The organism is Serratia sp. OLAL2 (genome assembly GCF_002752475.1).
GTDB lineage: Bacteria > Pseudomonadota > Gammaproteobacteria > Enterobacterales > Enterobacteriaceae > Serratia > Serratia bockelmannii.
On sequence record NZ_MSTL01000016.1, the window covers coordinates 266814 to 290073 of the forward strand.

The following is a 23260-nucleotide window of genomic DNA, read 5'->3' on the forward strand; positions in this document are numbered from 1 at the left end:
TCCAGACGGCGCATAGGCGCGGGCAAGGCCCGCGCAGCGGCATTTACAGCGTATTGCCAAGTTTGAAACCTTTTTCCGTATCGCCCTCGCGGGTATAGGAAAAACCGTCTGCGCCGATGGTGACGGCCATTTCGCTGGGCGCACTGCGCTCGATGACCGGCTGCGGCTGCCCATCGAGATCCAGCACCAGCGATCCTTCGGTGTACCAGCTCGGCACCACCGGATTGCCCCACCAGTCGCGGCGCTGGTTGTCATGCACGTCCCAGGTCACGGTCGGGTTGTCCGGATCGCCGGTGTAGTAATCCTGCGTGTAGATTTCCACGCGGTGGCCATCGGGATCGCGCAGGTAGAGATAGAACGCGTTGGAGACACCGTGGCGGCCAGGGCCGCGTTCGATCAAATCGGATTTGCGCAACGCGCCGAGCTTGTCGCAGATGGCCAAAATGTTGTGCTTTTCATGGGTGGCGAAGGCGATGTGGTGCATGCGCGGCCCGGCGCCGCCGGTCATCGCGGTATCGTGCACCGTCGCCTTGCGGCGCATCCAGGCCGCGTAAACCACGCCGTCTTCATCGCGGATGTCTTCCGTCACGCGGAAGCCCAGCCCCTGGATGTATTCCACGGCGCGCGGCACGTCAGGGGTGATTTGGTTAAAGTGGTCGAGGCGCACCAGCGCGCCCGGCGTATACAGATCGTAGCGCCAGGCCAGACGCTCGACGTGCTGCACATCGTAGAAAAACTCATACGGAAAACCGAGCGGATCCTCTACCCGCACCGCATCGCCGATGCCTTTGGCGAACCCGTTCACCCGACGCTCGGTACGGCAGCCAAGCGCCTTGAAATACGCTTCGGCGCGATCGACGTCTTCCGGCGTGCGCACGCGGAAAGCAAACGCCGCCACGGCGGCGACCGGGCCTTCGCGCAGCACCAGGTTATGATGAATAAACTCCTCCATCGAACGCAGGTAGAGGGTTTTATCCTCTTCGGCGGTCACGACCAGGCCGAGGATATCGACGTAAAATTCGCGTGCGGCTTTAAGGTTCGTGACCTGAATTTCCATGTAGGCACAGCGCACGACGTCGGGAGCAGGGACAGCATCAGTGGTAAGTTTTGTCGTCATTGTTCTCATCTCTTTCGTTATTATTGTGGCCTGAGGCTCAAACGCCCCATTTCGGGATCGGGTGGTCGCCCATGGAAATGCACACGTTCTTCATTTCGGCGAACACTTCGAAGCTGTATTCGCCGCCTTCGCGGCCGGTGCCGGAGGCTTTCACGCCGCCGAACGGTTGGCGCAGATCGCGTACGTTTTGGGTGTTGACGAAAACCATGCCCGCTTCAATGCCGCGGGCCAGGCGCAGAACCTTGCTCACATCCTGCGTCCAGATGTACGACGCCAGGCCGTACTCCACGTCGTTGGCCATGCGCAGGCCGTCTTCTTCTGATTTGAACGGCAGCAGGCAGGCCACCGGCCCGAAGATCTCCTCCTGCGCCACGCGCATCCGGTTGTCGACATCCGCCAGCACCGTCGGGCGCAGGAAGTTGCCGTGGCTCAAGCCGGCCGGTTTATCCGGGCCGCCGGCCAACAGGGTCGCCCCTTCCTCCACCCCGAGGCGGATATAGCCGGAGACTTTTTCCCAGTGCTGCGGGCTGATCAACGCGCCCACCTGGGTGTTGGGATCTTGCGGATCGCCGACGCGCAGACGGTTGGCGCGCTCGGCGAAACGTTTGACGAATTCCGGGTAGATGCTCTCCTGAATGAAGATGCGTGAACCGGCGGTGCAGCGTTCGCCGTTGATCGAGAAGATGGTGAACAGCGCGGCGTCGAGCGCCCGCTCGATGTCGGCGTCTTCAAAGATCAGCACCGGCGACTTGCCGCCGAGCTCCATGGAGAATTTCTTCAGCCCGGCGCTTTCGATGATGCGCCGGCCGGTGGCGGTGCCGCCGGTGAAGGAAACCGCGCGCACGTCTTTATGGCGCACCAATGCGTCGCCGGCGGTGGCGCCGTAGCCCTGCACCACGTTCAGCACCCCGGCCGGAATGCCGGCTTCCAGCGCCAGCTCGCCCAGGCGATCGGCGGTCAGCGGCGACAGTTCGGACATCTTCAGCACCGCCGTGTTGCCCAGCGCCAGGCAAGGCGCGGTTTTCCAGGTGGCGGTCATGAACGGCACGTTCCACGGCGACACCAGCGCGCATACCCCCACCGGCTGCACCAGCGTGTAGTTGAGCATCTTGTCGTCCACCGGGTAGGTCTTGCCGTTCATCTGCTGGCACACCTCGGCGAAGAATTCGAAGTTGTGCGAGGCGCGCGGGATCAGCACGTTTTTGGTCTGATGGATAGGCAGACCGGTATCGGCGGTTTCCAGTTCGGCGATCTGCGGCACGTTCTGGTCGATCAGTTCACCCAAACGGCGCATCAGGCGCGCGCGCTCTTTCATCGGCGTATTCGCCCACTTGGGGAACGCCTCTTTCGCCGCGGCCACCGCCTGGTCTATCTCCAGCTGACCGCCGGAAGCCACCTCCGCCAGCACCTCGCCGTTCGCCGGGTTGGTGGTGGTGAAGTACTCTTTGCTGGCGACGTTCTTGCCGTTGATCCAGTGGTTGATGGTTTTCATCGCAGGCTCTCCTCGTAATCTTTTTCACTGATAATGTGGTTAACCAGACGGCCGATGCCCTCGATCTCCACCACCACTTCATCGCCCGGCTGCACGTCGGCCAGCCCTTTCGGCGTGCCGGTGGCGATCATGTCGCCCGGCTGCAGCGTCATGAATTCGCTCAGGTAGGCGATCAGGAACGGAATGTCGAAAATCATGTCGGCGGTGCTGCCGCGCTGGCGCAGCTCACCGTTGACGTAGGTGCTGAGCGCCAGACGGTGCGGATCGGCGACGTCGTCGCGATCGACGATGTACGGCCCGATCGGCGTTAGGGTATCGCGGCTCTTCACCCGCAGATTCGGCCGGTAGTAGTTCTCCAGGTAATCGCGGATGGCGTAGTCGTTGCACAAGGTGTAACCCGCCACGTACTCCATGGCGTGCTCACGGCTGACGTTGCGCGCGGTCTTGCCGATCACCGCCACCAGCTCGGCTTCGTAATGCATATACTCCACGCCGGCTGGGCGTACCGACACCTGACGGTGCCCGGTCAGGGTGTTCGGCGCCTTGAGGAACACCAGCGGCTCTTCCGGCGCCTTGAATTCCAGCTCGCTGGCGTGGTCGGCATAGTTCAGCCCCAGGGCGAACACCGTGCCCTGCGCCGGCGGCAGCCATTCCACTTCGCGCTCCTGCAGCACCTCGCCGTTCGGCAGCGTGACGCGCAGCTGGTCGTCCACCTGAACGTTGACGATCTGGCCATGATGGCGAATACGGGCATGTTTCATGATGCGGCTCCTGCCTGGGTGACGCGGTTGGTGAGAGTGGGCAGGCCGGCGGCGCGCACCGTCACCTCATCCCCCGGTTTGATCTCCACCCGCTGGTGCGGGGTGCCGATTAACACCGCATCGCCCGGCTGCAGGGTGATGAAATCGCTGATGGCGGCGATCAGTTCCGGCACCGAGCGCACCAGATCGGCGGTGGACCAGCGGTCCTGCTCCACGCCGTTGATCTCGGTGACGATCTCCAGCCGATCGGCATTCTCCAGCAGACCAATCTCCCCCAGCGGGCAGAACCCGTCGCGGCATTTGGCCTTGATCGCCGGGCGGTAGAAGCTGCTTTCCGGCAGGCTGACGTCGTTGGCCAGCGCGTAACCGGCCAGATAACGGCTCACCTGCGCCGCCGGCACCTTGCGCACGGTATCGCCGATGATCACCGCCAGCGTGCCGCCGCTTTGCACGGTTTCACCGGCCGGAAACGGGATCGCCCCGCCGTTGGCGAGGTGGGTGTTGCGCGGTTTGATAAACCACACCGGGGTTTTGGGCGGGGTTTGATACGGTGGCTGGTGAAACGCCTGATCCCAGGCGTCCAGTTGGCTGCGGTGGTTCAGCGCAACGGAAAATACGGTGCCTTTCATGCGAACTCCTCCAATGGCAAAACATGACAACCGGCATTCATTAATATATTAATGATTACTTTTATACGCTGTGCAGCTTTTACGCAACGCGCTTGGAGTGATTTGTGATCGTGATAACAAAATATTCACAAACAACGAACATTAGCGTGATTATTCAGCGTATTAATCATTTTTATCGCCATTTTTCGCTGCCCCGCGCATTTTTGCTTTATCCCTGCGGGTAACTTTGGCTACTATTAAGTTATTAACAAAATCGGGCCTGGCGGGGTAACAGCCCTGCGGTAAGCGCCGTGACAACGAACACCTTGATAGCTAAGGCCAAACTTATGCATGAATCGTTAACCATCGCCCTGCTGCAGGCGCGCGAAACCGCCATGGGGTTCTTTCGCCCGATCCTGAAAAGCCACAACCTGACCGAGCAGCAGTGGCGCATCATCCGCGTGCTGGCCAACAGCCGTTCGATCGAATTCCACGAACTGGCGGCGGAAACCTGCATCCTGCGTCCCAGCCTGACCGGCATTCTGTCGCGCATGGAGCGTGATAAGCTGATCTTCCGCCTCAAGCCGGTTAACGATCAGCGCAAGCTGTACGTGTCGCTGACCCAGCAGGGCCAGGATCTGTATGAAGTGGCGCGCCACCAGGTGGAACAGGGCTACGCCGAGATTGAAGCCGCTTTCTCGCGGCAGAAAATGGACCAGCTGATGACGTTGCTGGACGAGCTGATCACCCTGGGTGACAGCCTGCCTGCCAACGTCACCGCGCATCCCGCCAAGCAGTGATTTAACCAACCGGAATGCTCAAATTAATTGGCGTTGCAGCCAACAACGCTGCAGCGTCAAGTAAGCAGAGAATTCGTTTCCGGCAACAGCGCGCCGCCGTCCACCACCAGCGTCTGGCCGGTGATGTAGGCCGCCGCCGGCGAGGCGAGAAACACCATCGCCGCGGCGATGTCTGCCGGTTCCCCCAGCCGCCCGAGCGGCACTGAGGCGGCGATCGCCTGATTCACTTGCGCGTCGCCCAGGTTGGCCATCGCCGGCGTGCGGATCATCCCCGGCTCCACGCCGTTGACGCGAATGTTCTCCGCCGCCAGCTCCAGCGCCGCCGCGCGAATAAACCCGTTCACCCCGGCCTTGGAGGCGGCATAGTGCGCCAGCCCCGGGTAGGCTACCCGCGGGCCGGTCACCGACGAGGTCACCAGAATGCAGCCCCCGCCCCGGTGGCGCATCCACGGCAGCGCCGCCTGCGCCAGAAAGAACGGCGCCATCAGATTGACGCTCAGCGTGCGTTGCAACAGGGCCGCGTCGATGGCGGCGAACGGCGTCAGCGGAAAATAGGCGGCGTTGTGGATCACCACGTCCAACCGTTGGTGCCGCTCGCCCACCGCCGCCACCAACTCGGCAATCTGCCCCGGCTCGGCCAGATCGCAGACCAGCGCCTGTACGCTCAGCCCTTCGTCCCGCAGCGTTTGCGCCGCCGCCTGCGCCTGCGGCAGCTGCACGTCCGCGATCGTCACCTCGGCGCCCAGCCGGGCAAAGGCGCTGACGATCGCCAGCCCAATGCCCTGCGCGCCGCCGGTCACCAGCACCACCTGCCCCGCAAAAGCATCGGCCGCATAGGTTGCGCTCATCGCCCTATCCTCGCGGGTGGCGCGTGGTGTTCAGCACCTGCGCATGGGCGCCCACCGCAAAGTTGCTCAGCGCGCTGAAATCGCTGCCCTGATAACCGAGGATCTTGCCGTCGGTGCGCATGCCCTGCAGATCGATCATCACCACCCCCAGCGTCGGAATGATCTTCTCGCGCCAGACGAACAGATAAAGCTGCTCCGCCACCTTCACATAGTGGCAGCGATCGACATCCGCCAGCCCTTTCTCCACCCCGTCCAGACACTGCCAGGCGTAGAAGTTGTCGTTCAGGTAGATGTGCTCGTACCGTTCGGTCGGGCTGTAGGTGTACATATTGCGCATGCCGATCAGCTCATCGGTAAAGCCCGGCGGCGCCACGTCGGCGTCATCCAGCGTGCCGAAGCGGAATTCGGCCTCGACCGCGGTCAGCGGCAGCCCCTGCTCCACCCGGCTGAAGGCATCGAGCCGCGTCTGCGCTTCGTCCGGCAGTTGGCCGTATACCGCAGTGAAGTTGCCTTGATTACGGTCGCATACCAGCGTAATGCTGGCGTTAGCGCGGGCAGGATCGAGAAAATCGATGAACAACACGCCAGGGCGAATGCTGGTAGCGCGATAGGCGACGCCGCGCCGCTCCCCCCACTCCAGCGTCTGCTCGTCGGTAAACCGACAGCGCTGCGTCGCGCCGTCGCTAAAGCGCAGCGTCAGCGTGGTGCCCGCCAGGCCGTGCTGGCGTTCCAGCGTATTGCTGTGCGGCGCAAAGCCTTCCGCCAGCGCGCCAACCTGAATAAATACCGCTTCTGAACTCATGGAAATGCTCCTTACAGGGAAGTGAAAGCCAGGGTCGGCACATCGACGATGGTGGAGCCGCCGTCGGCCACCAGCGCCGCGCCGGTTATGATTGACGCTTCGCTGGAACAGAGGAAACGGCAGACGCGGGCGATCTCCTCGGCGCTGGCCGGCCGGCGCAGCGGTACGTCGCGACAGACCATTTGGTAGGCCTGCTCCAGCGAAATCTGATGGGCGTCCATCAGCAGTTGCATCTCTTCGTCCGCCATCGGCGTGGTCACCCAGCCCGGGCACACCGCGTTGGCGCGCACGCCCAGCGGGCCATAGTCGCGGGCGATGGAGCGCATCAGCCCGATCAGCGCATGTTTGGCGGTAACGTAGCCGCAGACCTCCGGCCCGGCGGCCAGCGAAGCGATCGAGGCCACGAACAGCAGGTTGCCGCCGCTTTTAATCAGCTCCGGCAGGCAGGCGCGCGCACTGGCGAAAGCGCTGTTGAGGTTGCTGTCCATCGCCCCTTGCCACTGCGCGTCGGTCATCTCGGTGATGCGCTTGAAGCCCATGCCGCCGGCGCTGCCGATCAGGCAGTCGATGCGCCCGGCGTCGCGCAGAATCGCCGGCAGCAGCGTGTGGTTCCAGCTCTCGCCGCTGGCGGCATCGCCCACCAGCGCCTGCGCGCCGATCTCTTGCGCCAGCGCCGCCAGCGGTTCCGGGCGGCGGCCGATGATGAACACCCGATCGCCCTGCGCCGCCAGCAGACGGGCGCAGGCGGCGCCGCCGCCGGTGCCGCCGCCGGTAATCACAACCACTCTATTCATGATTCAGCTTCTCCATCAGTTGGCCGATCATCAGCAGGCTGCTCAACAGCAGCCGCCGCTGTTCGGCATCCAGCCGCAGATAGCGGCGGCCGGCCGGCAAACGGCTGACCACCTCCGACGCGGCGAAATGCTCGATATCCACCTGCCAGCGCCCGTCGTTCACCGTCAGCCGCACGCGGCGAAAATCCAGCTGCGCCAGCGTCTCGCCGATCTGCGGGTAGCGCTGCAGCCCTTCCAGCACTCGCTGCGCGGCTGCATGGCGCTGGCGCAACAGATAGCGCACCCCGCGCCGCCGCAGCCAGCCGCCGGTCACCACGTCCAGCGTCAGCGGAGGCTGCGCTGCGCATGCGCCCTGCAACCGAAAACGGTGGCTGACGATATGCGCCATAAACAGCCCCTGCACCTGTTCGCCGATCTCGATCTGCGGCCCCTGCGGCAGCGTCAGCCGCAGCAGGCCCGGCGCCAGGCGTTCGCACGCGTAGGGTTCCAGATTGCGCGCCAGACGATCCAGCGCGGCGCCCGGCCGATAGCCCGACGGCGCGCGCCGCCAGGCGCGATTAAGTGAGGGAAGTAAGCCGATCAAACTGCGCCTCCTCGTTTTCACCCTTGGCAAATGCGTTCTCCAGCACCTGCTCGACCGGCACCGGCTTGAACGGGTTCACTTTCTGCACGCACAGCGTCCAGAACAGCGCATAGGCGGCGGTCAGGCCGATCATCCAGCCGAAGGGAATGTAGATATCGCTCGGGTTCATCCCCGGCGGCGTGATGTAGACGATGGCCAGCACGATGCCGACGCTGGAAACGATTTGCGGCAGTGGGAACCACGGCGATTTATAGGCGCGCGGCAGGTCGGGGCGGCGCACGCGCAGGATCACCACCGAACAGGTCACCAGCAGGTAGGCCACGCCCCAGGCGCACACCGCCGCCAGCACCAGCGGAATGATCCTGTCGAGGTTGCCCTGAATGGCGAAGGCGTGTACGCAGGGGATCAGGACCGCCACCAAAATGCCGACCACCGGCGTTTTAAAGCGCGGGTGCAGATAAGCGAACATGCGCGGCAGCGCGCCGTCCAGCGCCATGCCGTACAGAATGCGCGGCACCGCCGCCATCAGCGTGTTGATGGTCGCCGCGCCCGCCAACAGCAGGCCGACGCCCAGCCAGTATTTGCCGAACTGGCCCATCACCTGGCCGGCGAACGCCGGGATGGCCATCGGCGTTTCCAGCAGGCGCGTGCCGCTGGCGGCGTCGATCACCACGTTTTCCACCTGATGGCTGAGTGCCGCGCCATACAGCGCCATGCACACCGCCACGCCGCACAGCCCGAGCGCCATCGCGCGCGGGATCACCCGATCGCAGCGTTTGATCTCCGGCGCCATCGGTGTCACCAGCTCACAGCCGACGAACATGAACATCGCCATGCCGATCAGGCTGAACACCGCGAACGGATCGTTCAGGCTCAGCGTGCTGCCGAACCAGCCCTCAAGCGGCACCGCATGCGGCGACAGCAGCCCGACGATGCCGAAAATCACCAGCGTGCTCCACATGGCGAAGGTCAGCACGATCTCCGCCTTGCCGAAGGCCTCGATGCCAAACGCGTTGAGCAGGCCGAACACGACAACCAGCCCGACGCCGACCATCCAGGAGGCATTGTGGCTTTCCATCAGGGTGTTGAGGTGCTCGAAGTTCACCAGCGCCATGATGCCGGAAAGAATGGTCTCGGCGGTGCCGGCGAAGATATGCACGATCAGGTAGGCCGACAGCGCGCCGGTGATGGCGAAAAAGCGCCCCATGCCGCAGGAGATGTAGTCGTAAACCGAACCGGAGGTCGGCAGCAGCGACGCCGCTTCGGAGAAGGTGGTGAGCTGCGCCTGCATCATGATGAAGGCGATCAGCATCGCCAGCGCGAAGGTGTCGCCGCCGATGCCGAAGCCGCTGGTGACCGTCAGGATCACCGGGCTGGCCATGATCACCCCGACCGAACTGGCCAGGGTGGTGGGAAAGCCGACCTTGCCTCTAGCCAGGTGGGCGTGCAACCGCGACGACAGGTTCATGGTTATTTCCTCTTATAGTTTTGGCCTGATGCATGCAGGTGCTTGCAGGTTTTTCACCGCCAGCGGCGGTAATCTCACTATAGAGAGGAAAGGAAAATGCTGACTATCGTCCTTAAGGACGAGACGGTTTCAACCTGCGGCGGCGCTCACGGCGGCGCGCCATTGCATCGCCCCCTGCGGGCTGCGCGGGTAGGCGCGCAACGGCGCCAGCAGCGCGGAAAAGAAGGCGTAATAACCGGCACACAGCCGGTTATAGCGATCTTCGCCCACATGCGCCGGGCAGCCGCCCTGGCAGACGCTTTTCACGCTGCAGCGTTGGCACTCGCGGCGCAGGCTCTTGTTTTTACCGAACGGCATCTCCGCCGCCCTTGCCGCCAGGGTGGCGAGCGGCGTGTGGCGATCGGCATGGCCGAGCAGATGCTGCGCATTGATCAGATGATCGCAGGCGTAAAGCCGCCCGTCCGGCTCCATCACCAGATTGCCGCCGCAGCGTTCGGCGTGCACGCAGCTGGGGCTGACGTGGGTGAAATACTGCGCGTAGACCTGTTCGATGTTCATCACGAAGACCTGGCCAACGTGCCCGCGGCTGCGCCAGCGGCGATATACCGCCAGCATAAAGCGCCCCCAGTTGGCGGCGCTCAGTCCGTAACCGGCGGTGGGCGCATCCCCTTCCAGCATCAGCGGCTGAAACTGCAGATAACGCGCCCCGATCGCCACCGCATGATCGTAGATCGCCTCGGCGCGATCCGCGACGCCGTCGTGCACCACCATCAGCAGGTTGAAGTCGATCTGATGGCGCTGCAACAACGCAATGCCGCGCAGCGCGGCGTCATAGCTGGCGCCGCCGCGCTTGTCCGGCCGGTGGGCGTCCTGCACCTCGCGATCGCCGTCCAGGCTGACGCCGAGGATAAAGTGATGTTGCCGGAACAGCCGGCACCAGGCGTCGTTCAGCAGAGTGCCGTTGGTCTGCAGGCTGTTGCTGATCCGCACGCCCGGCGGCGCATAGCGGCGCTGCAACGCCAGCGCCCGCTTGTAAAAACCGATCCCCGCCAGCAGCGGCTCACCGCCCTGCCAGACGAAGTTGATCTCGCGGCTGTAACGCGGCTGGGCGGCGATGTAGCTGCGGATAAATTCCGCCAGCAGGTCGTCGTCCATCTTGCGCGTCCGTTCTTCCTGGCGCTGCGGATAGTAGCAGTAGCGGCAACCCAGGTTGCAGCCGGCGCCGATCGGCTTCACCAGCAAATGAAAAGGCGCCGCCGCGCGCGGTTCGCTCTCCACCGGGATCTGCTGCGCACGCAGCTGGGCCAGGTTCATGGTGCCGCCTGCGGCAACGGTTTGTGGGTCTGCGGATCCAGGCCGATGTAGTCACCGGTGCTGGCGTCAACGCCGAGATAGTCGATCGCTGCGCCTTTGGCTTCAATAATCATGCTCTGCTGCGCAAAGCGGCGATACGCTTCGCTCAGCCGTTTGACCCGTTCCGGGTTGGCGGCGGCCAGATCGCGCGTTTCCAGCGGATCGTCATGCAGGTTGAACAGCCCCCACGGTGCCATCTGCGCCGTCGGCCCGGCCTTCACCAACCGCCGCAGCTTCCAGATGCCGTCTACATAGGCGGCCTGGTTATGCAACTCCACGCCGTAGGTCGCGCGCGGCACACCGTCGGCCTCGCCGCTGAAATAGCGCTTGAAGCTGACGCCGACCATCGGCAGCGTCGGTTTGGCCTTCAGCGGTTTGTTGGCGTCGATGCCGGCATAGTCATACAACGTCGGGGCGATGTCATACACCGCCATCGGCGTGCGGTCGATGCCGCCGCGCCCCTTCAGCCGCGGCGCGGAGATGATGAAATCGGTATTGATGCCGCCCTGTGCGCTGGTGGTTTTGTGGTAGTTGGCGTACGGCGCATTGCTGACGTTGGCCCAGTGCGGCCCGTAAGAGATGAACGATCCCTTGCGGCCGAGGTTGGCGTAACTGTTGTCGAACTGCCGCCAATACTCCGGCTTCGAGCCGTAGTAGAAGCCGCTGGCCGGGTTAGCGCCGTTGTCGGTGGCGAACACGATCACCGTATTTTGGTCACGGCCGGTCTGCTTCAGGGTGTTCAGCACCGCGCCGACCTGATCGTCCATATAGGCAATCATCGCCGCGTATACCTGCATGGTCTTGGCTTCATATTTTTGCTGCTCGGGCGTCAGCGCGTTCCAGGCCTTATCCAACGCCAGCGTCGGCATCGGCGTGCGATCGGAAATCAACCCCAGCGCCTTCAGGCGCTGAATGCGCTGCTGATAGGCCTGCTGATAGCCGGCGTCGTATTTGCCGTCGAATTTAGCGATCCAGTCATCCGGCGCCTGCAATGGATCGTGCGGCGCGGTGAACGCCAGATAGGCGAAGACGGGCTGATTCTGCGGTGTATCGCGGATCCACTGTTCCAGCTGATCGGCATAGGCCTTGCTGGAGTAGAAATCTTTGGGCAACGACACGCGTTTGCCGTTCAGGGTGTAGAAGGTGTGGAACGCCTCCACGGTGCCCAGCGGTTTCGCATCGTCGAAATGGCTGGTGCCGCCGCCCATGAAGGCGAAGGCGCGCTCGAAGCCGCGATCGGTCGGTTTGGCGCCGTCGACATAGCCCAGGTGCCATTTGCCCGCCATCATGGTGGCGTACCCCGCATCGCGAAAGCGCTCCGGCAATGTGGTCACGCGGTCGGTCAGCCGCATTTCATAGCCCGGCTGCGCCGCGGTGCTCTCATACCACCACATGCCGCCCATGCCGGCCTGCTGGTTGGTGTTGCCGGTCATCAACATCGACCGCGCCGGCGCCGACATCGGCGAGGTGTAGTACTGGCTCATGCGCACGCCCCGTTCGGCCAGCGCCTGCAGGTTGGGGGTCGGTATCTCGCCGCCGAACGGGCTGATGTCGGAGTAGCCCATGTCGTCCACCAGAATGATCAGCACATTGGGGCGATCGGCGTCCGCCCCCTGTGCCAGGCCCGATAAGGCACCGCTCAACGCCACCGCCAACGTTTTTTTCTGCATCGTTCGTTCCCCGTATGGTCATGCGGACTGAACAACCCGACGCCTCAGCCCGAGAAAGGTCATCATTTTTTCGTCTTATACGTTTGGCGCCGCCTGGCGCTATCTTCAATTCGCAGTGTAGGAAGCGGTGGAAAAGCCTGGCTATCGTTCTTAAGAACGAGGGACGGCGACGGTCGCGCCGGTTGTAGCACGCGCAGAGCGGCGAGGGCCTCGCCCAGGCAAGCATTCAAAAGCGCTGTAAATTCAGCGAGAAAAGCGGCGGACTATTTCATTAACCTATTAATGAAAATCGCGAAAAATCCGCCCTAAAAAGCCCTGATAAACGCAGTGTCATCTTGTTATTTATGTGTTTTATTGCAATCGGCCTCACGTTGTTAATATGTTTTTATTGTGTTGCCAAATTGCTACAACTATGCTTGTATCGTTCATATATTGACCGCCAACATTCTCCAGTTGAACGATAAAGGGAGGAATACGAATCATGCACAGCACCGCATCCGATGCCTTTATCAACAGTTGTTTGGCGACCATTACGCACCTGATCCCGGTGTCCGCCGGGGTGTTTTATCTGGTCGATCGCGACCTGCGGCCGGATCACTACATCCTGCACGGCATGCCCGATAAAACGCATCAGCAGTACCTGAACCACTTCCAGCAGATAGACCCGCTGCAGCCGGCCAATTTCCATCGCCAGGACATCACCATGGTCGGCATGAGCCCGGCGGCGATCGCCGGCAACCGCCGCTATTACCACGACTTTATGCTGCCGAACGACATGCGCGACATGACGGAGATCTTCATCCGCCAGCGCAAGCGCATCGTCGCCGGGGTATCGCTGATCCGCGATACGCCGTTTACTGACGTGGAGCGCGGCCGCCTGCGCGCGGTGCTGCCGCTGATCGAGCTGGCGACGCGCGATCTGCTGCCCGACGGCGAGGCGCAGCTGTTGACCGCCAAAGAGCAAGAGATCGTCAACCTGGTTCGCGAAGGCGCCAGCAATAAGCGCATCGCCCTGAAGCTGGGCATTTCGCTGTCCACGGTGAAAACCCATATGCGCAATATTTTCGCCAAAACCGACGTGGTGAACCGCACCGAACTGGTCGCCGGCGGCTTTCTCGCCCACGGTTAACGCCCGATAACGGCCGCCGCTGCCGACGGCCGGAAAATAACGCCAAAACGTATTCGCCATTTATGGCGCGGCCTCCCCCTGCCCGCAATCGGGCCAGGCGGGATATTTCATCGTCACTCAACGCTTGGGGAAAAGGTTTATGTCCAGTGATTCGGTTTCCGCGCCCGCCGTCGGCGCGGCGCTCCCCTGCCCGCCGCGGCTGTTGACCGCCATTATCGTCTTCGCCGCCATCGCGCCGGGCATTCTGATGACCGCCCCCGCCGTGGCCGCCCAGCTCGCTACTCAGTGGCAGCTCGGCCCGGCGCAGATCGGCCACCTGTTCTCCACCGAACTCGGCGCCATGAGCCTGGCCACGCTGCCGGCGTGGTGGTGGATCGGGCGCATCAACTGGCGGCGGGTCGCTACGCTGTCGGCGCTGGTGTTTATCGCCGGCAACCTGGCTTCGGCGCTGGTGCAAGATTTTACCTTGCTGCTACCGCTGCGCTTTATCGCCTCGCTGGCGGGCGGCACCCTGATGATCCTGTGCATCACCTGCGCTGCCGGCACCGCCAATCCCAGCCGCGTCTATGCCTTCTGGGTGCTCGGCCAGCTGGTGCTGGGCGCGGTCGGGCTGCTGGTGCTGCCACCGCTGTTTGCGCACTTCGGCCTGATGGCGGTTTACCTGATTCTGGCGGCCATCATGCTGTGCTGCCTGCCGCTCATCCCGGCGTTCCCCAACGGTTTCACCGCCGCCCGCACCGCCCGCAGCGGCCCCGCCGCCTCGCTGGCGCGCAAGCTGTGCGCCGTGCTGGCGGTGCTGACCTTTTACATCAGCCTGAGCGCGGTCTGGACCTTTATCGGCGGCATCGCCGCCGGCGCCGGGCTGTCGCCGGCCCACAGCGGCCAGGTGCTGGCCGTCGCCACCTTGCTCGGCATCGTCGGCGCGGGGGCCGCGGCGCTGATCGGCGCGCGCTTCGGCGGCGGACGCCTGATCGTGCTGGGGTACGCCCTGCTGCTGGCCAGCGTGGCGCTGCTGACGGGCCAGCCCCTGCTCCTGCGCTTCGCCCTGGCCGCCCTGCTGTTCAAATTCACCTGGACCTTCGTGCTGCCGTTCATTCTGGCGCGGGTCGCCGGGCTGGATAACGACGGCAAGCTGATGAACGGCATCAACCTGGTGATCGGCGGCGGCATGGCCATCGGCCCGACGCTGGCCGGCTCTCTGATCGAATCTTCCGGCGGTTTCAACGCCTTGCTGTTCGGCGCGCTGGGCTGCGCGCTGCTGTCGCTGCTGTTGATTTCGCTGGCTTCACCGCGCGCACCGCGCCGTATAACAGGAGGAGAAAGGTGAAAAGAACAACCGGTTTCTTGTTTGATGAACGCTGTTTCTGGCACAGCACCGGCCTGCACGCCACCACCCTGCCGGTCGGCGGCTGGGTGCAACCGCCCTCGGGCGCCGGCCATGCCGAATCGCCGGAAACCAAACGGCGTATGAAGAACCTGATGGACGTATCCGGCCTGTCGCGCCAGCTCACCCTGCTGAGCGCCGAACCGGCGACGGAAGAAGACCTGCTGCGCATCCACCCCGCCCACTACCTGCAGCGCTTCAAACAGGTGAGCGACAGCGGCGGCGGCCTGCTGGGGGAGGAAGCGCCGCTGGGGCCGGGCAGCTATGAAATCGCCAAACTCTCCGCCGGGCTGGCCTGCGCGGCGGTGGAGGCGGTGCTGCAGGGCGAGCTGGATAATGCCTATGCGCTGTCGCGCCCGCCGGGCCACCACTGCCTGCCGGATCAATCGATGGGCTTCTGCTTCCTGGCCAATATTCCCATCGCCATCGAGCGCGCCAAGGCCCGCTACGGCCTCGGCAAAGTCGCGGTACTCGACTGGGACGTGCACCACGGCAACGGCACCCAGCACATCTATTGGCAGCGCGGCGACGTGCTGACGCTGTCGCTGCATCAGGACGGCTGCTTCCCGGCGGGCTATTCCGGCGAGCAGGATCGCGGCGAAGGCGACGGGGCGGGCTGCAACGTTAACGTGCCGATGCTGGCCGGCGCCGGCGACGACGGCTACCTGCACGCTATGCGGCGCATCATCATCCCGGCGCTGGAAAAATTCGAGCCGGAGCTGATCATCATCGCCTGCGGCTACGACGCCAACGCGCTCGATCCGCTGGCGCGCATGCAGCTGCACAGCGACAGCTTCCGCGCCATGACCGCGCTGGTGCAGGACGCCGCCGACCGGCTGTGCGGCGGCAAGCTGGTGATGGTGCATGAAGGCGGCTACGCCGAGTCCTACGTGCCGTTCTGCGGGCTGGCGGTGATGGAGCAGCTGAGCGGCGTGCGCACTGAAGTGCAGGATCCGCTGTTGGCGTTCATCCAGCAACAGCAGCCGCGCGACGCCTTCAATCGCTTCCAGCGCGAAGCGCTCGACGAACTGGCGCGCCAGTTCGGTCTGTAATGTCCTCTCTGCGGGCGCCGCATCCGGCGCCCCTGACAACCTCGCCGCCAGCCGCTACGCTGAAGGGCAACCCTACCACCATGAGAACAATAACATGCCCGAACAAACCGTCAGCTTTATCAAAGGCCGCCACGGCGACATCGCCTTGCATGACTGGGGAAACGACAAGCCGCGCTATCTGGCGCTGCTGGTGCACGGCTACGGCGAGCACCTCGGCCGCTATCAATACGTGGCGCGCACGCTGCAGGCGCAGGGCGCGCGGGTGTTCGGCCCCGACCATCTCGGCCACGGCCTGTCGCAGGGCGAGCGCGTGCTGATCGAAGATTATGACGCCGTGGTCGACGACGTGCAGCGCGTGGTCAGCCATTTCCGGCAGCAATACCCCACCTTGCCGCTGGTGGTGATCGGCCACTCGATGGGCGGCATGATCGCCACCCGCTACGTGCAGCGCCATGGCGAGGAGGTACGCGCGCTGGTGCTGTCCGGCCCGCTGCTCGGCGACAGAACGGCGATTTCCGATCTGGCTGAACTGCCGACGATCCCCGACGCGCCGCTGGATACCGCGACCCTGGCGCGCGATCCGGCGGTTGGCGCGGCGTATCAGGAAGATCCGCTGGTGTGGCACGGGCCGTTCAAGCGTCCCACCCTGCGCGCCATGCAGCGGATCCTCGCCGCCATCAACGCCGGGCCGGGCTTCGGCGCGCTGCCCACGCTGTGGATCCATGGCGACGACGATCGGCTGGTGCTGATGAGCGAAACGCAAACCGCGCTCGATCGTCTGCGCGGCGACGATTTCGAACGGATGATCAATGCGGGCGGGCGGCACGAGAGCTTTAACGAAACCAATAAGGATCAGATCCTCAAGCGGGTGACTGATTTTATTACGCGGACGTTAGGCTAAGGCGCTCCCCCTCAGCATTCAGCCTGCTGAGGGGGGCATGACGGCGTCAGCCTTCGACGATGGCGAGGTAGTGTTTGACGAAGCGATCCGAGGTGATGTCCCAGCGCACCGGGGTGCCTTTCTCGACGAACCAGGAATCGCCGGCCTGATACTGCACCGATTCGCCGGTGCGTTCGTTGGTCAGGGTCGCACTGCCTTCCCACACCGTGGCGTGCTCGGCGAACGGATACTCCATCACGAAGCTGCCGCGGGTGCAGCTGAACACGCCGCAGTTCAGGTTGTCGGTCGGTTCGCCGAAGATGCTGGCCACGCCGACGTTTGGCGTACCGGCGATCACCGTGGCGCCCAGGTTGCTGACGCTTCCGATCTCCAGCAGTTCTGGCAGCGGTTGTTTAAGCAGTAACGGTTTCATGTGATTCTCCTCTGAGGGTTAACGGCGGCCTTTCCAGTAGCCGGATGTCTGGTGCCAAACCTTACCGGCGGTGGTCATCACCCGCCGCAGCTTGTCCTTGCCGAAGATGTTGACGTGCGGGATCGAGCTCATCAGATCGTACCGATCGGATCCTTCGCTCATGCCCTCCGCCAGCACCTTGCACACGATGTGGCTCGGCGTCACGCCGAAGCCGGAGTAGCCCTGCACGTAAAACACGTTGTCGCGATCCGGCAGCGTGCCGATCTGCGGGAACAAGTTGGCGCTGCAGCACAGCGGACCGCCCCAGGCCAGATCGATCTTCACGTCTTTCAGGTACGGGAACACCTTCAGCATCAGGTTGCGGTTCCAGGCCTTGAGATCCGACGGGAAATATTCGATCAGGCGGGTGGCGCTGCCGAACAGCAGCCGGTTCTCGTTGGTCACCCGGTAATAGTCGATCACCGGGCGGATGTCGCTGTAGGCGCCGCGGATCGGGCTGATCTGACGGATCAGATCGTCAGACAGCGGCTCGGTGGCCAGCTGGAAGGCGTAGGTATTGATGGTCTTGCGGTAGATCTGCGGCTCCATGCCGTTGAGGAAGCCGTTGCAGGCCCACAGCATCTTGTTGGCGCGCACAGAGCCCATGGCGGTGCGCACCGTAATGCGCGGGCCATACTCCACGTTGAGCACGCTGCTGTTCTCAAAGATTTTCACCCCGTAGCCGCTCAGCGCCTTGGCCTCGCCCAGCAGCAGGTTGAGCGAATGCACGTGGCCGCCGCCCATGTGCTTCAGCGCGCAGGTGTAGGCGTCTGAGCCCACGACCTGCTTCACCTCCGCCCCGGTGTAGAGCTCAATTTCCTCCTGCGGCGCTACCGCCTTGAACTCCTTCAGCCAGCCGCGCAGGGTCTTCTCCTGGCGCGCGTTGCTGCCGAGATAGCCGTAGCCGAAGCAGAAGTCGGCGTCGATGTCATATTTCTTGATGCGCTCGCGGATAATGCCGGCGCCGAGGTTGCTGATTTTGAAGATGGTTTCCAGCCCGGCCGGGCCAACGTGGCGCTTGATCTTCTCCAGATCGTGGCCGATGCCGGCCATCACCTGGCCGCCGTTGCGCCCGGTGCCGCCGTAACCCAGATAGCGGCCTTCGAGAATGGCGATGTTGGTGATGCCCTTCTCCGCCAGCTCCAGCGCGGTGTTGATGCCGGAGAAGCCGCCGCCGATGATCACCACGTCGACGTCCAGATCCTCTTCCAGCGTCGGGAAGCGCAGATCGTATTTTTTGGTCGCCGCGTAGTAGGTTAAGGACTCGATTTCGTTGTTCACTGCCGCACTCCCGATTGCCTATGCCATGACATCGGATTATCGGGAGCCGTGGGATCGTTCGCTATGTCCCCTTAGGGACATTTGCTACAAAAAATTAACATTCACGCGCTGCGCCGCTGCGGGGCGGTCAGCAACAGGCTGAACAGTTCGGCCTGCGAGCCGATGTTCAGCTTGCCGTAGATGTTCTTGCGGTGATTTTTTACCGTGCCGAGGCTGATGAACAGCCGGTCGGCAATCTGCTGCGAACCGCAGCCGGCGAGGATCAGATCGACGATCTCGCGCTCGCGCGGCGTCAGCAGATAACGCGCCTGCCCACCGTCGTCGTTCACCGTGTCGGCCTCGGCCGGTGCCGCCACCACTTCGCCGTGCAGCCGCGCCACGCTTTTCACCAGCGTCAGCGCGCTGCGCAGATCCGCCCGCTGCGGGTAGCGCACCGCCACCGTGCGGCGCACCGAGCCGAAGAATACCCCCAGCCCGCGCTCCGGCGTCAGCTGCAGCAGCACGCCGGCCTCGTCGTGCCAGCCGGTCTTGCGATAAAAATTACGGTAATAATCGCTGTGATAAAACCCGCAGGGTGCCAGCTGGCGCAGCGTGAGCACCTCGCCTTCGCCGCCGTCGCTCAGCGCGCGGTAAAACGGATCCTGCAGGTAGGCGCCCTGTTGGTAGATCTGATTGACCGCATCGCTGTTTTCCCGCTCGGTTTTGATCAGGCAGCGCGGCGGCCGGCCGCGTTCGAAGGCATAGACGATGGCGTTGTCGAAGGCGAAAAATCCCTCCAGCCAATTCAACAGGCTGGGATAAAAACGCGGGCTAGCCACCGCATCGATCACCGCAGACAAGCGTTCAACCTGAATTTCCATACCCGCCTCGCCATTATTAACACATTAACAATCTACCGATTTCGGATGGGGTTGGCCGCACGACGGCCGGTACTGTTAAAAAAAGCACCCAAAACGCCGAAATGCAAGAACGCGATCGTTTACATGTTAAACAACTCACAGGTTGCCGCGGCGGGGAAAGCGGTGGCCGCTCCGCGCCCGCTGGCTTATGCTGTGGCATCGCGCTCTGCAACGTCGTCAAGGAGATCTCATGTCCGTCAGCCACATCATCGCCAATCGCCAGACCTGGTTCGGCCACGGCAGCATCCAGCAGCTGCCGCCGCTGCTGCTTGCCGACCCGCAGCCGACGCTGCTGTTCAGCTGTCGATCTTTTCTCAACGGCCCGGTGTATGCCGGCCTGCGCGAATCGCTGACGCCGCTGCTTATCGGCACGGAGATCGTCAGCCACGAGGCGTCGCCGCAGGAAATAGACGCCTGGGTGGCGCGCTGGCGCGGCCAGGCGCGGCGCGTAGTGGCCATCGGCGGCGGCAGCGTGCTGGACGCCGCCAAGGCGTTCTCCGCGCTGGTGGAGCATCCGCTGCCGACGCTGCGCTATATGGAAAAAGTCGGCGACAGCAAAATCAGCGGCGCCACCCTGCCGCTGATCGCCATTCCCACCACCGCCGGCACCGGCAGCGAGGTGACGCAGAACGCGGTGATCACCGACACCCAGGTCAGCAAAGTGAAGGCCTCGCTGCGCCACAATAACTTCGTGCCGCACACCGCCATTCTCGATCCGCAGCTGCTGGCGGGCGCGCCGGACAAAGTGTTGGCCTACTGCGCTATCGACGCCTTCACCCACCTGTTCGAGGCCTATCTGTCGAAAACCGCCGGCGCCATGACGCGCGACATGTCGCTGAACGGCATACGCCACTTCCTCGCCGCCTGGCCGGCGCTCAACCGCAGCGATGCGGCGCGCGAGGCGATCATGCAGGCTTCCTACCTCGGCGGGCTGACGCTGAGCGCCGCCGGGCTGGGGGTCATTCACGGCATCGCCGGCGAGATCGGCGCGCTGCGCGACTACCACCACGGCCAAGTCTGTGGCCGCCTGCTGCTGCCGTTCCTCGCCCTGCTGGAAACCAGCGAACAGCCGCAGCAACGCGCGCTGATGGCCGAGCTGGCCGCGCGCCTGTACCCGCACTGGCAGGGCAGCCCGGAGAGCTACCTGACCGATTTCATCACCCGCCACGCCATTGCGCCGTTCTGGCAGGACGATTTGCCGATTTCCGGCCAGGAATTGGCGGTGGCGCTGGAGAAATCCAACAGCAAGAATTCCTGGATCGACTATGCGCCGGCGCAGCGGCAACGGATGATCGAAGAGGCGTTTCGCGTCGAATGATTATATAATCAGATCAACGCACTAGCAGGAGTTAAGAAAATGGGCATCATCGGCTGGATCTTCGCCGGCATCGCGGTCGGCATCCTGGTCGGCGCGCTGATCAGGATCTTCGGCAAGAAGAAAGAGCAGTAAGCGTCACGCTGTTCCGTGGGCCGCCAGCAGGCACTCATGGAACAGCTTCACCACCCGCTGCGGCACCGGCGAGCGGCGCAGCACGCTGGAGTATTCACAGTGATAGCGGAACAGCGCCGGTTTGATCGCCCGCATCATATTCTGCGCCACGAAAAACGCCGCGTAGTGATCAGGCAAAAAGCCGACGTATTTGCCGGACAGGATAAGCGTGGCGATCGACTCCTGCGCAAACCCCGTCGCCTTGCGATGCAAATGTTGCTGCAGGCTCAGTTCCATATTCGGCGAATGATAGCCTAATCCGGCGAAGGCATAATTGTGCAGCAGATCCCAATTTAATGTTTCATGGGGGCCGGAAAATAATTCATGCTGCGCGCCGCAATATAAGAACATCCTCTCACTGAATAACGAATGATAAGATAAACTTTCCGCGCTGCGGTGCATGGGAATAACGCCAACCTGAAATTGCCCGTCAATGACGCCGCGTTCAATGGTATTAATCGGCTCCACGTACATTTGCAAAGAAACCTCCGGCGCACGCTCGCTGAATAACGCGATGGCCCGGCCGATCTGCGCCTGCGGATTGCTGACCGTATGGTCGAATATCGCCACGTGCAGCTGCCCGCCCATGCGCTGGTGCACCTCGTCCACCCCGCGCCGGAACGCCTCGGTGGCCGCCAGCAGGTTGACCGTTTCCTGATAGATCAACAGCCCCTCGTCGGTAACCGCAAAACCCTCGCGCCCGCGCTGGCACAGCGTCAGGCCCAGCCGCTGCTCCAGATCCTTGATGTGCTTGCTAATGGTCGACAGGCTGATATTCAGCTCCAGTTCGGCGGCGCTCATGCCGCCGCAGTCGACCACGGCCTTGAATACCCGCAGCAAACGCAGATCCATATCCGACAATTGCCCTAACAGCGCGCGCTTTTTTACTTGCATAAAACCTTAAGTAAGTTTCGACATATGATTATTCACAGTAGAGAACAAGCGGTACATAGTCAATTTCGCACAACAATTCGTTAACAACTCATTTTATTTAATTAATCGCACTTATTTTCCTGCCCGGAGGAAAACATGGCCGCTGAAAATTATTCGCTTAATCGTCTCGATGCCGAAGGGTTAGAGGCCCATTGGATGCCTTTTACCGGCAACCGTAATTTTAAAGCGCAGCCGCGCATCATTACTCAGGCCGCAGGGGCGTATTACACCAGCCACGACGGCAGAAAGATTTTCGACGGCCTGTCCGGATTGTGGTGCTGCGGATTGGGGCACGGCCAGCAGGAAATCACCGACGCCGCCCAGCGCCAGCTGGCGACGCTGGATTACTCGCCGGCGTTTCAGTTCGGCCACCCGCTGTCGTTCGAGCTGGCCAACAAAATCAAGGCGCTGACGCCGGCGGGGCTGGATTACGTGTTCTTCACCGGCTCCGGCTCGGAAGCGGCGGACACCTCGCTGAAAATGGCGCGCGCTTACTGGCGCGCCAAAGGCCAGGCGGGCAAAACCTGCTTTATCGGCCGGGAGAAGGGCTATCACGGCGTTAACTTCGGCGGTATCTCGGTCGGCGGCATCGCCGGCAACCGCAAGACGTTCGGCGCCGGCGCCGAGGCGGACCACCTGCCGCACACCCTGCTGGCCGGCAACGCCTTTTCGCGCGGCATGCCGCAACAGGGGGCGGAGCTGGCGGAAGAGCTCAACCGCATCATCGCGCTGCGCGACGCCTCGACGATCGCCGCGGTGATCGTCGAACCGTTCTCCGGCTCCGCCGGGGTGATCGTGCCGCCGGTCGGCTACTTGCAGCGCCTGCGCGAAATCTGTACCCAGCATGACATCCTGCTGATCTTCGACGAAGTGATCACCGCCTTCGGCCGCTGCGGCGCGATGACCGGCGCCGAGGCGTTCGGCGTCACGCCGGACATCATGAACATCGCCAAACAGGTGACCAACGGCGCGCAGCCGATGGGCGCGGTGGTGGTACGGCCGGAGATTTACCACACCTTCATGAACGGCGGCGAGCCGAACTACCAGCTCGAATTCCCGCACGGCTACACCTACTCCGCCCATCCGGTCAGCTGCGCGGTCGCGCTGGCGACGCTGGACATCCTGCAGCGCGAACAGATGGTGGAGCGCGTACAGGCGCTGGCGCCCTACTTCGAGCGCGCGGTGCACAGCCTGCAGGGGGCCAAACACGTCGCCGACATTCGCAATATCGGCCTGGCGGCCGGCATCACGCTGGCGGCGCGGCCCGGCGAGCCGGCGCGGCGCCCCTTCGAGGCGGCGATGCGCTGCTGGGAAAGCGGATTTTACGTGCGCTACGGCGGCGACACCCTGCAGCTGGCACCGCCGTTCATCAGCAGCGAAGCGCAGATCGATGCGCTGATCAACGCCGTGGGCGACGCCCTCAACGCCACCGAATAAGGAGAGAA

22 protein-coding genes are annotated in these 23260 nt (G+C 63.2%); 7 read left to right on the forward strand and 15 right to left on the reverse strand.

Annotation, left to right across the window (positions count from 1 at the left end):
- Positions 1 to 43: 43 nt before the first annotated feature.
- From hpaD to BVU99_RS10120, 4 genes are read right to left on the reverse strand one after another with little or no spacing between them, the layout of a single operon-like run.
- Complete coding sequence (hpaD, locus tag BVU99_RS10105) at positions 44 to 1117, reverse strand: 3,4-dihydroxyphenylacetate 2,3-dioxygenase (protein ID WP_089180517.1); 1074 nt, start codon at positions 1115 to 1117, stop codon at positions 44 to 46.
- A 37-nt stretch (positions 1118 to 1154) separates the two neighbouring features.
- The gene (gene hpaE / locus BVU99_RS10110) at positions 1155 to 2609 is read right to left on the reverse strand and encodes a 5-carboxymethyl-2-hydroxymuconate semialdehyde dehydrogenase (RefSeq protein WP_033636981.1); all 1455 of its coding nucleotides are present in this window, start codon (positions 2607 to 2609) and stop codon (positions 1155 to 1157) included.
- The gene (locus BVU99_RS10115) at positions 2606 to 3370 is read right to left on the reverse strand and encodes a fumarylacetoacetate hydrolase family protein (RefSeq protein ID WP_043136132.1); all 765 of its coding nucleotides are present in this window, start codon (positions 3368 to 3370) and stop codon (positions 2606 to 2608) included. The genes hpaE and BVU99_RS10115 overlap by 4 nt, the downstream gene beginning before the upstream one ends.
- Entirely contained in the window at positions 3367 to 3999 is a 633-nt protein-coding gene (locus tag BVU99_RS10120) for a fumarylacetoacetate hydrolase family protein (protein WP_049207851.1), read from the reverse strand. The genes BVU99_RS10115 and BVU99_RS10120 overlap by 4 nt, the downstream gene beginning before the upstream one ends.
- 326 nt (positions 4000 to 4325) lie before the next feature.
- Between BVU99_RS10120 and hpaR the strand changes: the two genes are divergently transcribed.
- Positions 4326 to 4778 (forward strand): homoprotocatechuate degradation operon regulator HpaR, encoded by a 453-nt coding sequence (gene hpaR, locus BVU99_RS10125; protein ID WP_004933183.1) that lies wholly within the window; start codon positions 4326 to 4328, stop codon positions 4776 to 4778.
- Positions 4779 to 4834: 56 nt separating this feature from the next.
- On the opposite strand, the gene BVU99_RS10130 is transcribed toward hpaR, so the two are convergent.
- The 7 genes from BVU99_RS10130 to BVU99_RS10160 form a co-directional block, all read right to left on the reverse strand.
- Positions 4835 to 5626, reverse strand: coding sequence for an SDR family oxidoreductase (locus tag BVU99_RS10130; protein WP_099816601.1), 792 nt, complete (start codon positions 5624 to 5626; stop codon positions 4835 to 4837).
- 4 nt (positions 5627 to 5630) lie between these two features.
- Entirely contained in the window at positions 5631 to 6428 is a 798-nt protein-coding gene (locus tag BVU99_RS10135) for a molybdenum cofactor biosynthesis F family protein (RefSeq protein WP_099816602.1), read from the reverse strand.
- Positions 6429 to 6439: 11 nt separating this feature from the next.
- Entirely contained in the window at positions 6440 to 7222 is a 783-nt protein-coding gene (locus BVU99_RS10140) for an SDR family oxidoreductase (protein ID WP_099817746.1), read from the reverse strand.
- On the reverse strand, positions 7215 to 7805 hold the full coding sequence (locus BVU99_RS10145; protein WP_043136151.1) for a DUF3156 family protein: 591 nt from the start codon (positions 7803 to 7805) through the stop codon (positions 7215 to 7217). The genes BVU99_RS10140 and BVU99_RS10145 overlap by 8 nt, the downstream gene beginning before the upstream one ends.
- On the reverse strand, positions 7780 to 9273 hold the full coding sequence (locus BVU99_RS10150; protein WP_049207838.1) for an APC family permease: 1494 nt from the start codon (positions 9271 to 9273) through the stop codon (positions 7780 to 7782). Before BVU99_RS10150 ends, BVU99_RS10145 begins: the two co-directional genes overlap by 26 nt.
- 129 nt (positions 9274 to 9402) lie before the next feature.
- Positions 9403 to 10587 (reverse strand): anaerobic sulfatase maturase, encoded by a 1185-nt coding sequence (locus BVU99_RS10155; protein ID WP_049294796.1) that lies wholly within the window; start codon positions 10585 to 10587, stop codon positions 9403 to 9405.
- Complete coding sequence (locus tag BVU99_RS10160) at positions 10584 to 12296, reverse strand: arylsulfatase (protein ID WP_049204609.1); 1713 nt, start codon at positions 12294 to 12296, stop codon at positions 10584 to 10586. Before BVU99_RS10160 ends, BVU99_RS10155 begins: the two co-directional genes overlap by 4 nt.
- Before the next feature lie 481 nt (positions 12297 to 12777).
- Here BVU99_RS10160 and BVU99_RS10165 point away from each other — a divergent pair, with 481 nt between their 5' ends.
- The 4 genes from BVU99_RS10165 to BVU99_RS10180 all read left to right on the forward strand — a co-directional run bounded on the left by BVU99_RS10165 (position 12778) and on the right by BVU99_RS10180 (position 16762).
- Positions 12778 to 13425, forward strand: coding sequence for a LuxR family transcriptional regulator (locus BVU99_RS10165; RefSeq protein WP_043136164.1), 648 nt, complete (start codon positions 12778 to 12780; stop codon positions 13423 to 13425).
- A 139-nt stretch (positions 13426 to 13564) separates the two neighbouring features.
- A complete protein-coding gene (locus BVU99_RS10170; protein WP_043136167.1) occupies positions 13565 to 14752 on the forward strand; it encodes an MFS transporter in 1188 nt (395 codons plus the stop codon).
- Complete coding sequence (locus tag BVU99_RS10175; RefSeq protein WP_099816603.1) at positions 14749 to 15861, forward strand: class II histone deacetylase; 1113 nt, start codon at positions 14749 to 14751, stop codon at positions 15859 to 15861. The genes BVU99_RS10170 and BVU99_RS10175 overlap by 4 nt, the downstream gene beginning before the upstream one ends.
- 94 nt (positions 15862 to 15955) lie before the next feature.
- A complete protein-coding gene (locus BVU99_RS10180) occupies positions 15956 to 16762 on the forward strand; it encodes an alpha/beta hydrolase (RefSeq protein ID WP_043136174.1) in 807 nt (268 codons plus the stop codon).
- Between the two features lie 46 nt (positions 16763 to 16808).
- Here BVU99_RS10180 and BVU99_RS10185 read toward each other — a convergent pair whose 3' ends face one another.
- The 3 genes from BVU99_RS10185 to BVU99_RS10195 form a co-directional block, all read right to left on the reverse strand.
- Complete coding sequence (locus BVU99_RS10185) at positions 16809 to 17174, reverse strand: cupin domain-containing protein (RefSeq protein WP_015376517.1); 366 nt, start codon at positions 17172 to 17174, stop codon at positions 16809 to 16811.
- A gap of 18 nt (positions 17175 to 17192) precedes the next feature.
- Positions 17193 to 18494, reverse strand: a complete 1302-nt coding sequence (locus BVU99_RS10190; protein WP_033636959.1) for an FAD-binding oxidoreductase — start codon at positions 18492 to 18494, stop codon at positions 17193 to 17195.
- Between the two features lie 101 nt (positions 18495 to 18595).
- On the reverse strand, positions 18596 to 19354 hold the full coding sequence (locus BVU99_RS10195; RefSeq protein WP_043136182.1) for a LuxR family transcriptional regulator: 759 nt from the start codon (positions 19352 to 19354) through the stop codon (positions 18596 to 18598).
- Positions 19355 to 19583: 229 nt separating this feature from the next.
- Between BVU99_RS10195 and BVU99_RS10200 the strand changes: the two genes are divergently transcribed.
- Positions 19584 to 20711 carry an iron-containing alcohol dehydrogenase gene (locus tag BVU99_RS10200; RefSeq protein WP_043136185.1) on the forward strand — a complete coding sequence of 376 codons (1128 nt, stop codon included), beginning with the start codon at positions 19584 to 19586 and terminating at the stop codon, positions 20709 to 20711.
- Positions 20712 to 20846: 135 nt separating this feature from the next.
- Here BVU99_RS10200 and BVU99_RS10205 read toward each other — a convergent pair whose 3' ends face one another.
- Positions 20847 to 21776 (reverse strand): LysR family transcriptional regulator, encoded by a 930-nt coding sequence (locus BVU99_RS10205; protein WP_025305173.1) that lies wholly within the window; start codon positions 21774 to 21776, stop codon positions 20847 to 20849.
- 135 nt (positions 21777 to 21911) lie between these two features.
- On the opposite strand from BVU99_RS10205, the gene BVU99_RS10210 reads away from it, so the two are divergent.
- The gene (locus BVU99_RS10210) at positions 21912 to 23252 is read left to right on the forward strand and encodes an aspartate aminotransferase family protein (protein WP_099816604.1); all 1341 of its coding nucleotides are present in this window, start codon (positions 21912 to 21914) and stop codon (positions 23250 to 23252) included.
- Positions 23253 to 23260 lie beyond the last annotated feature (8 nt).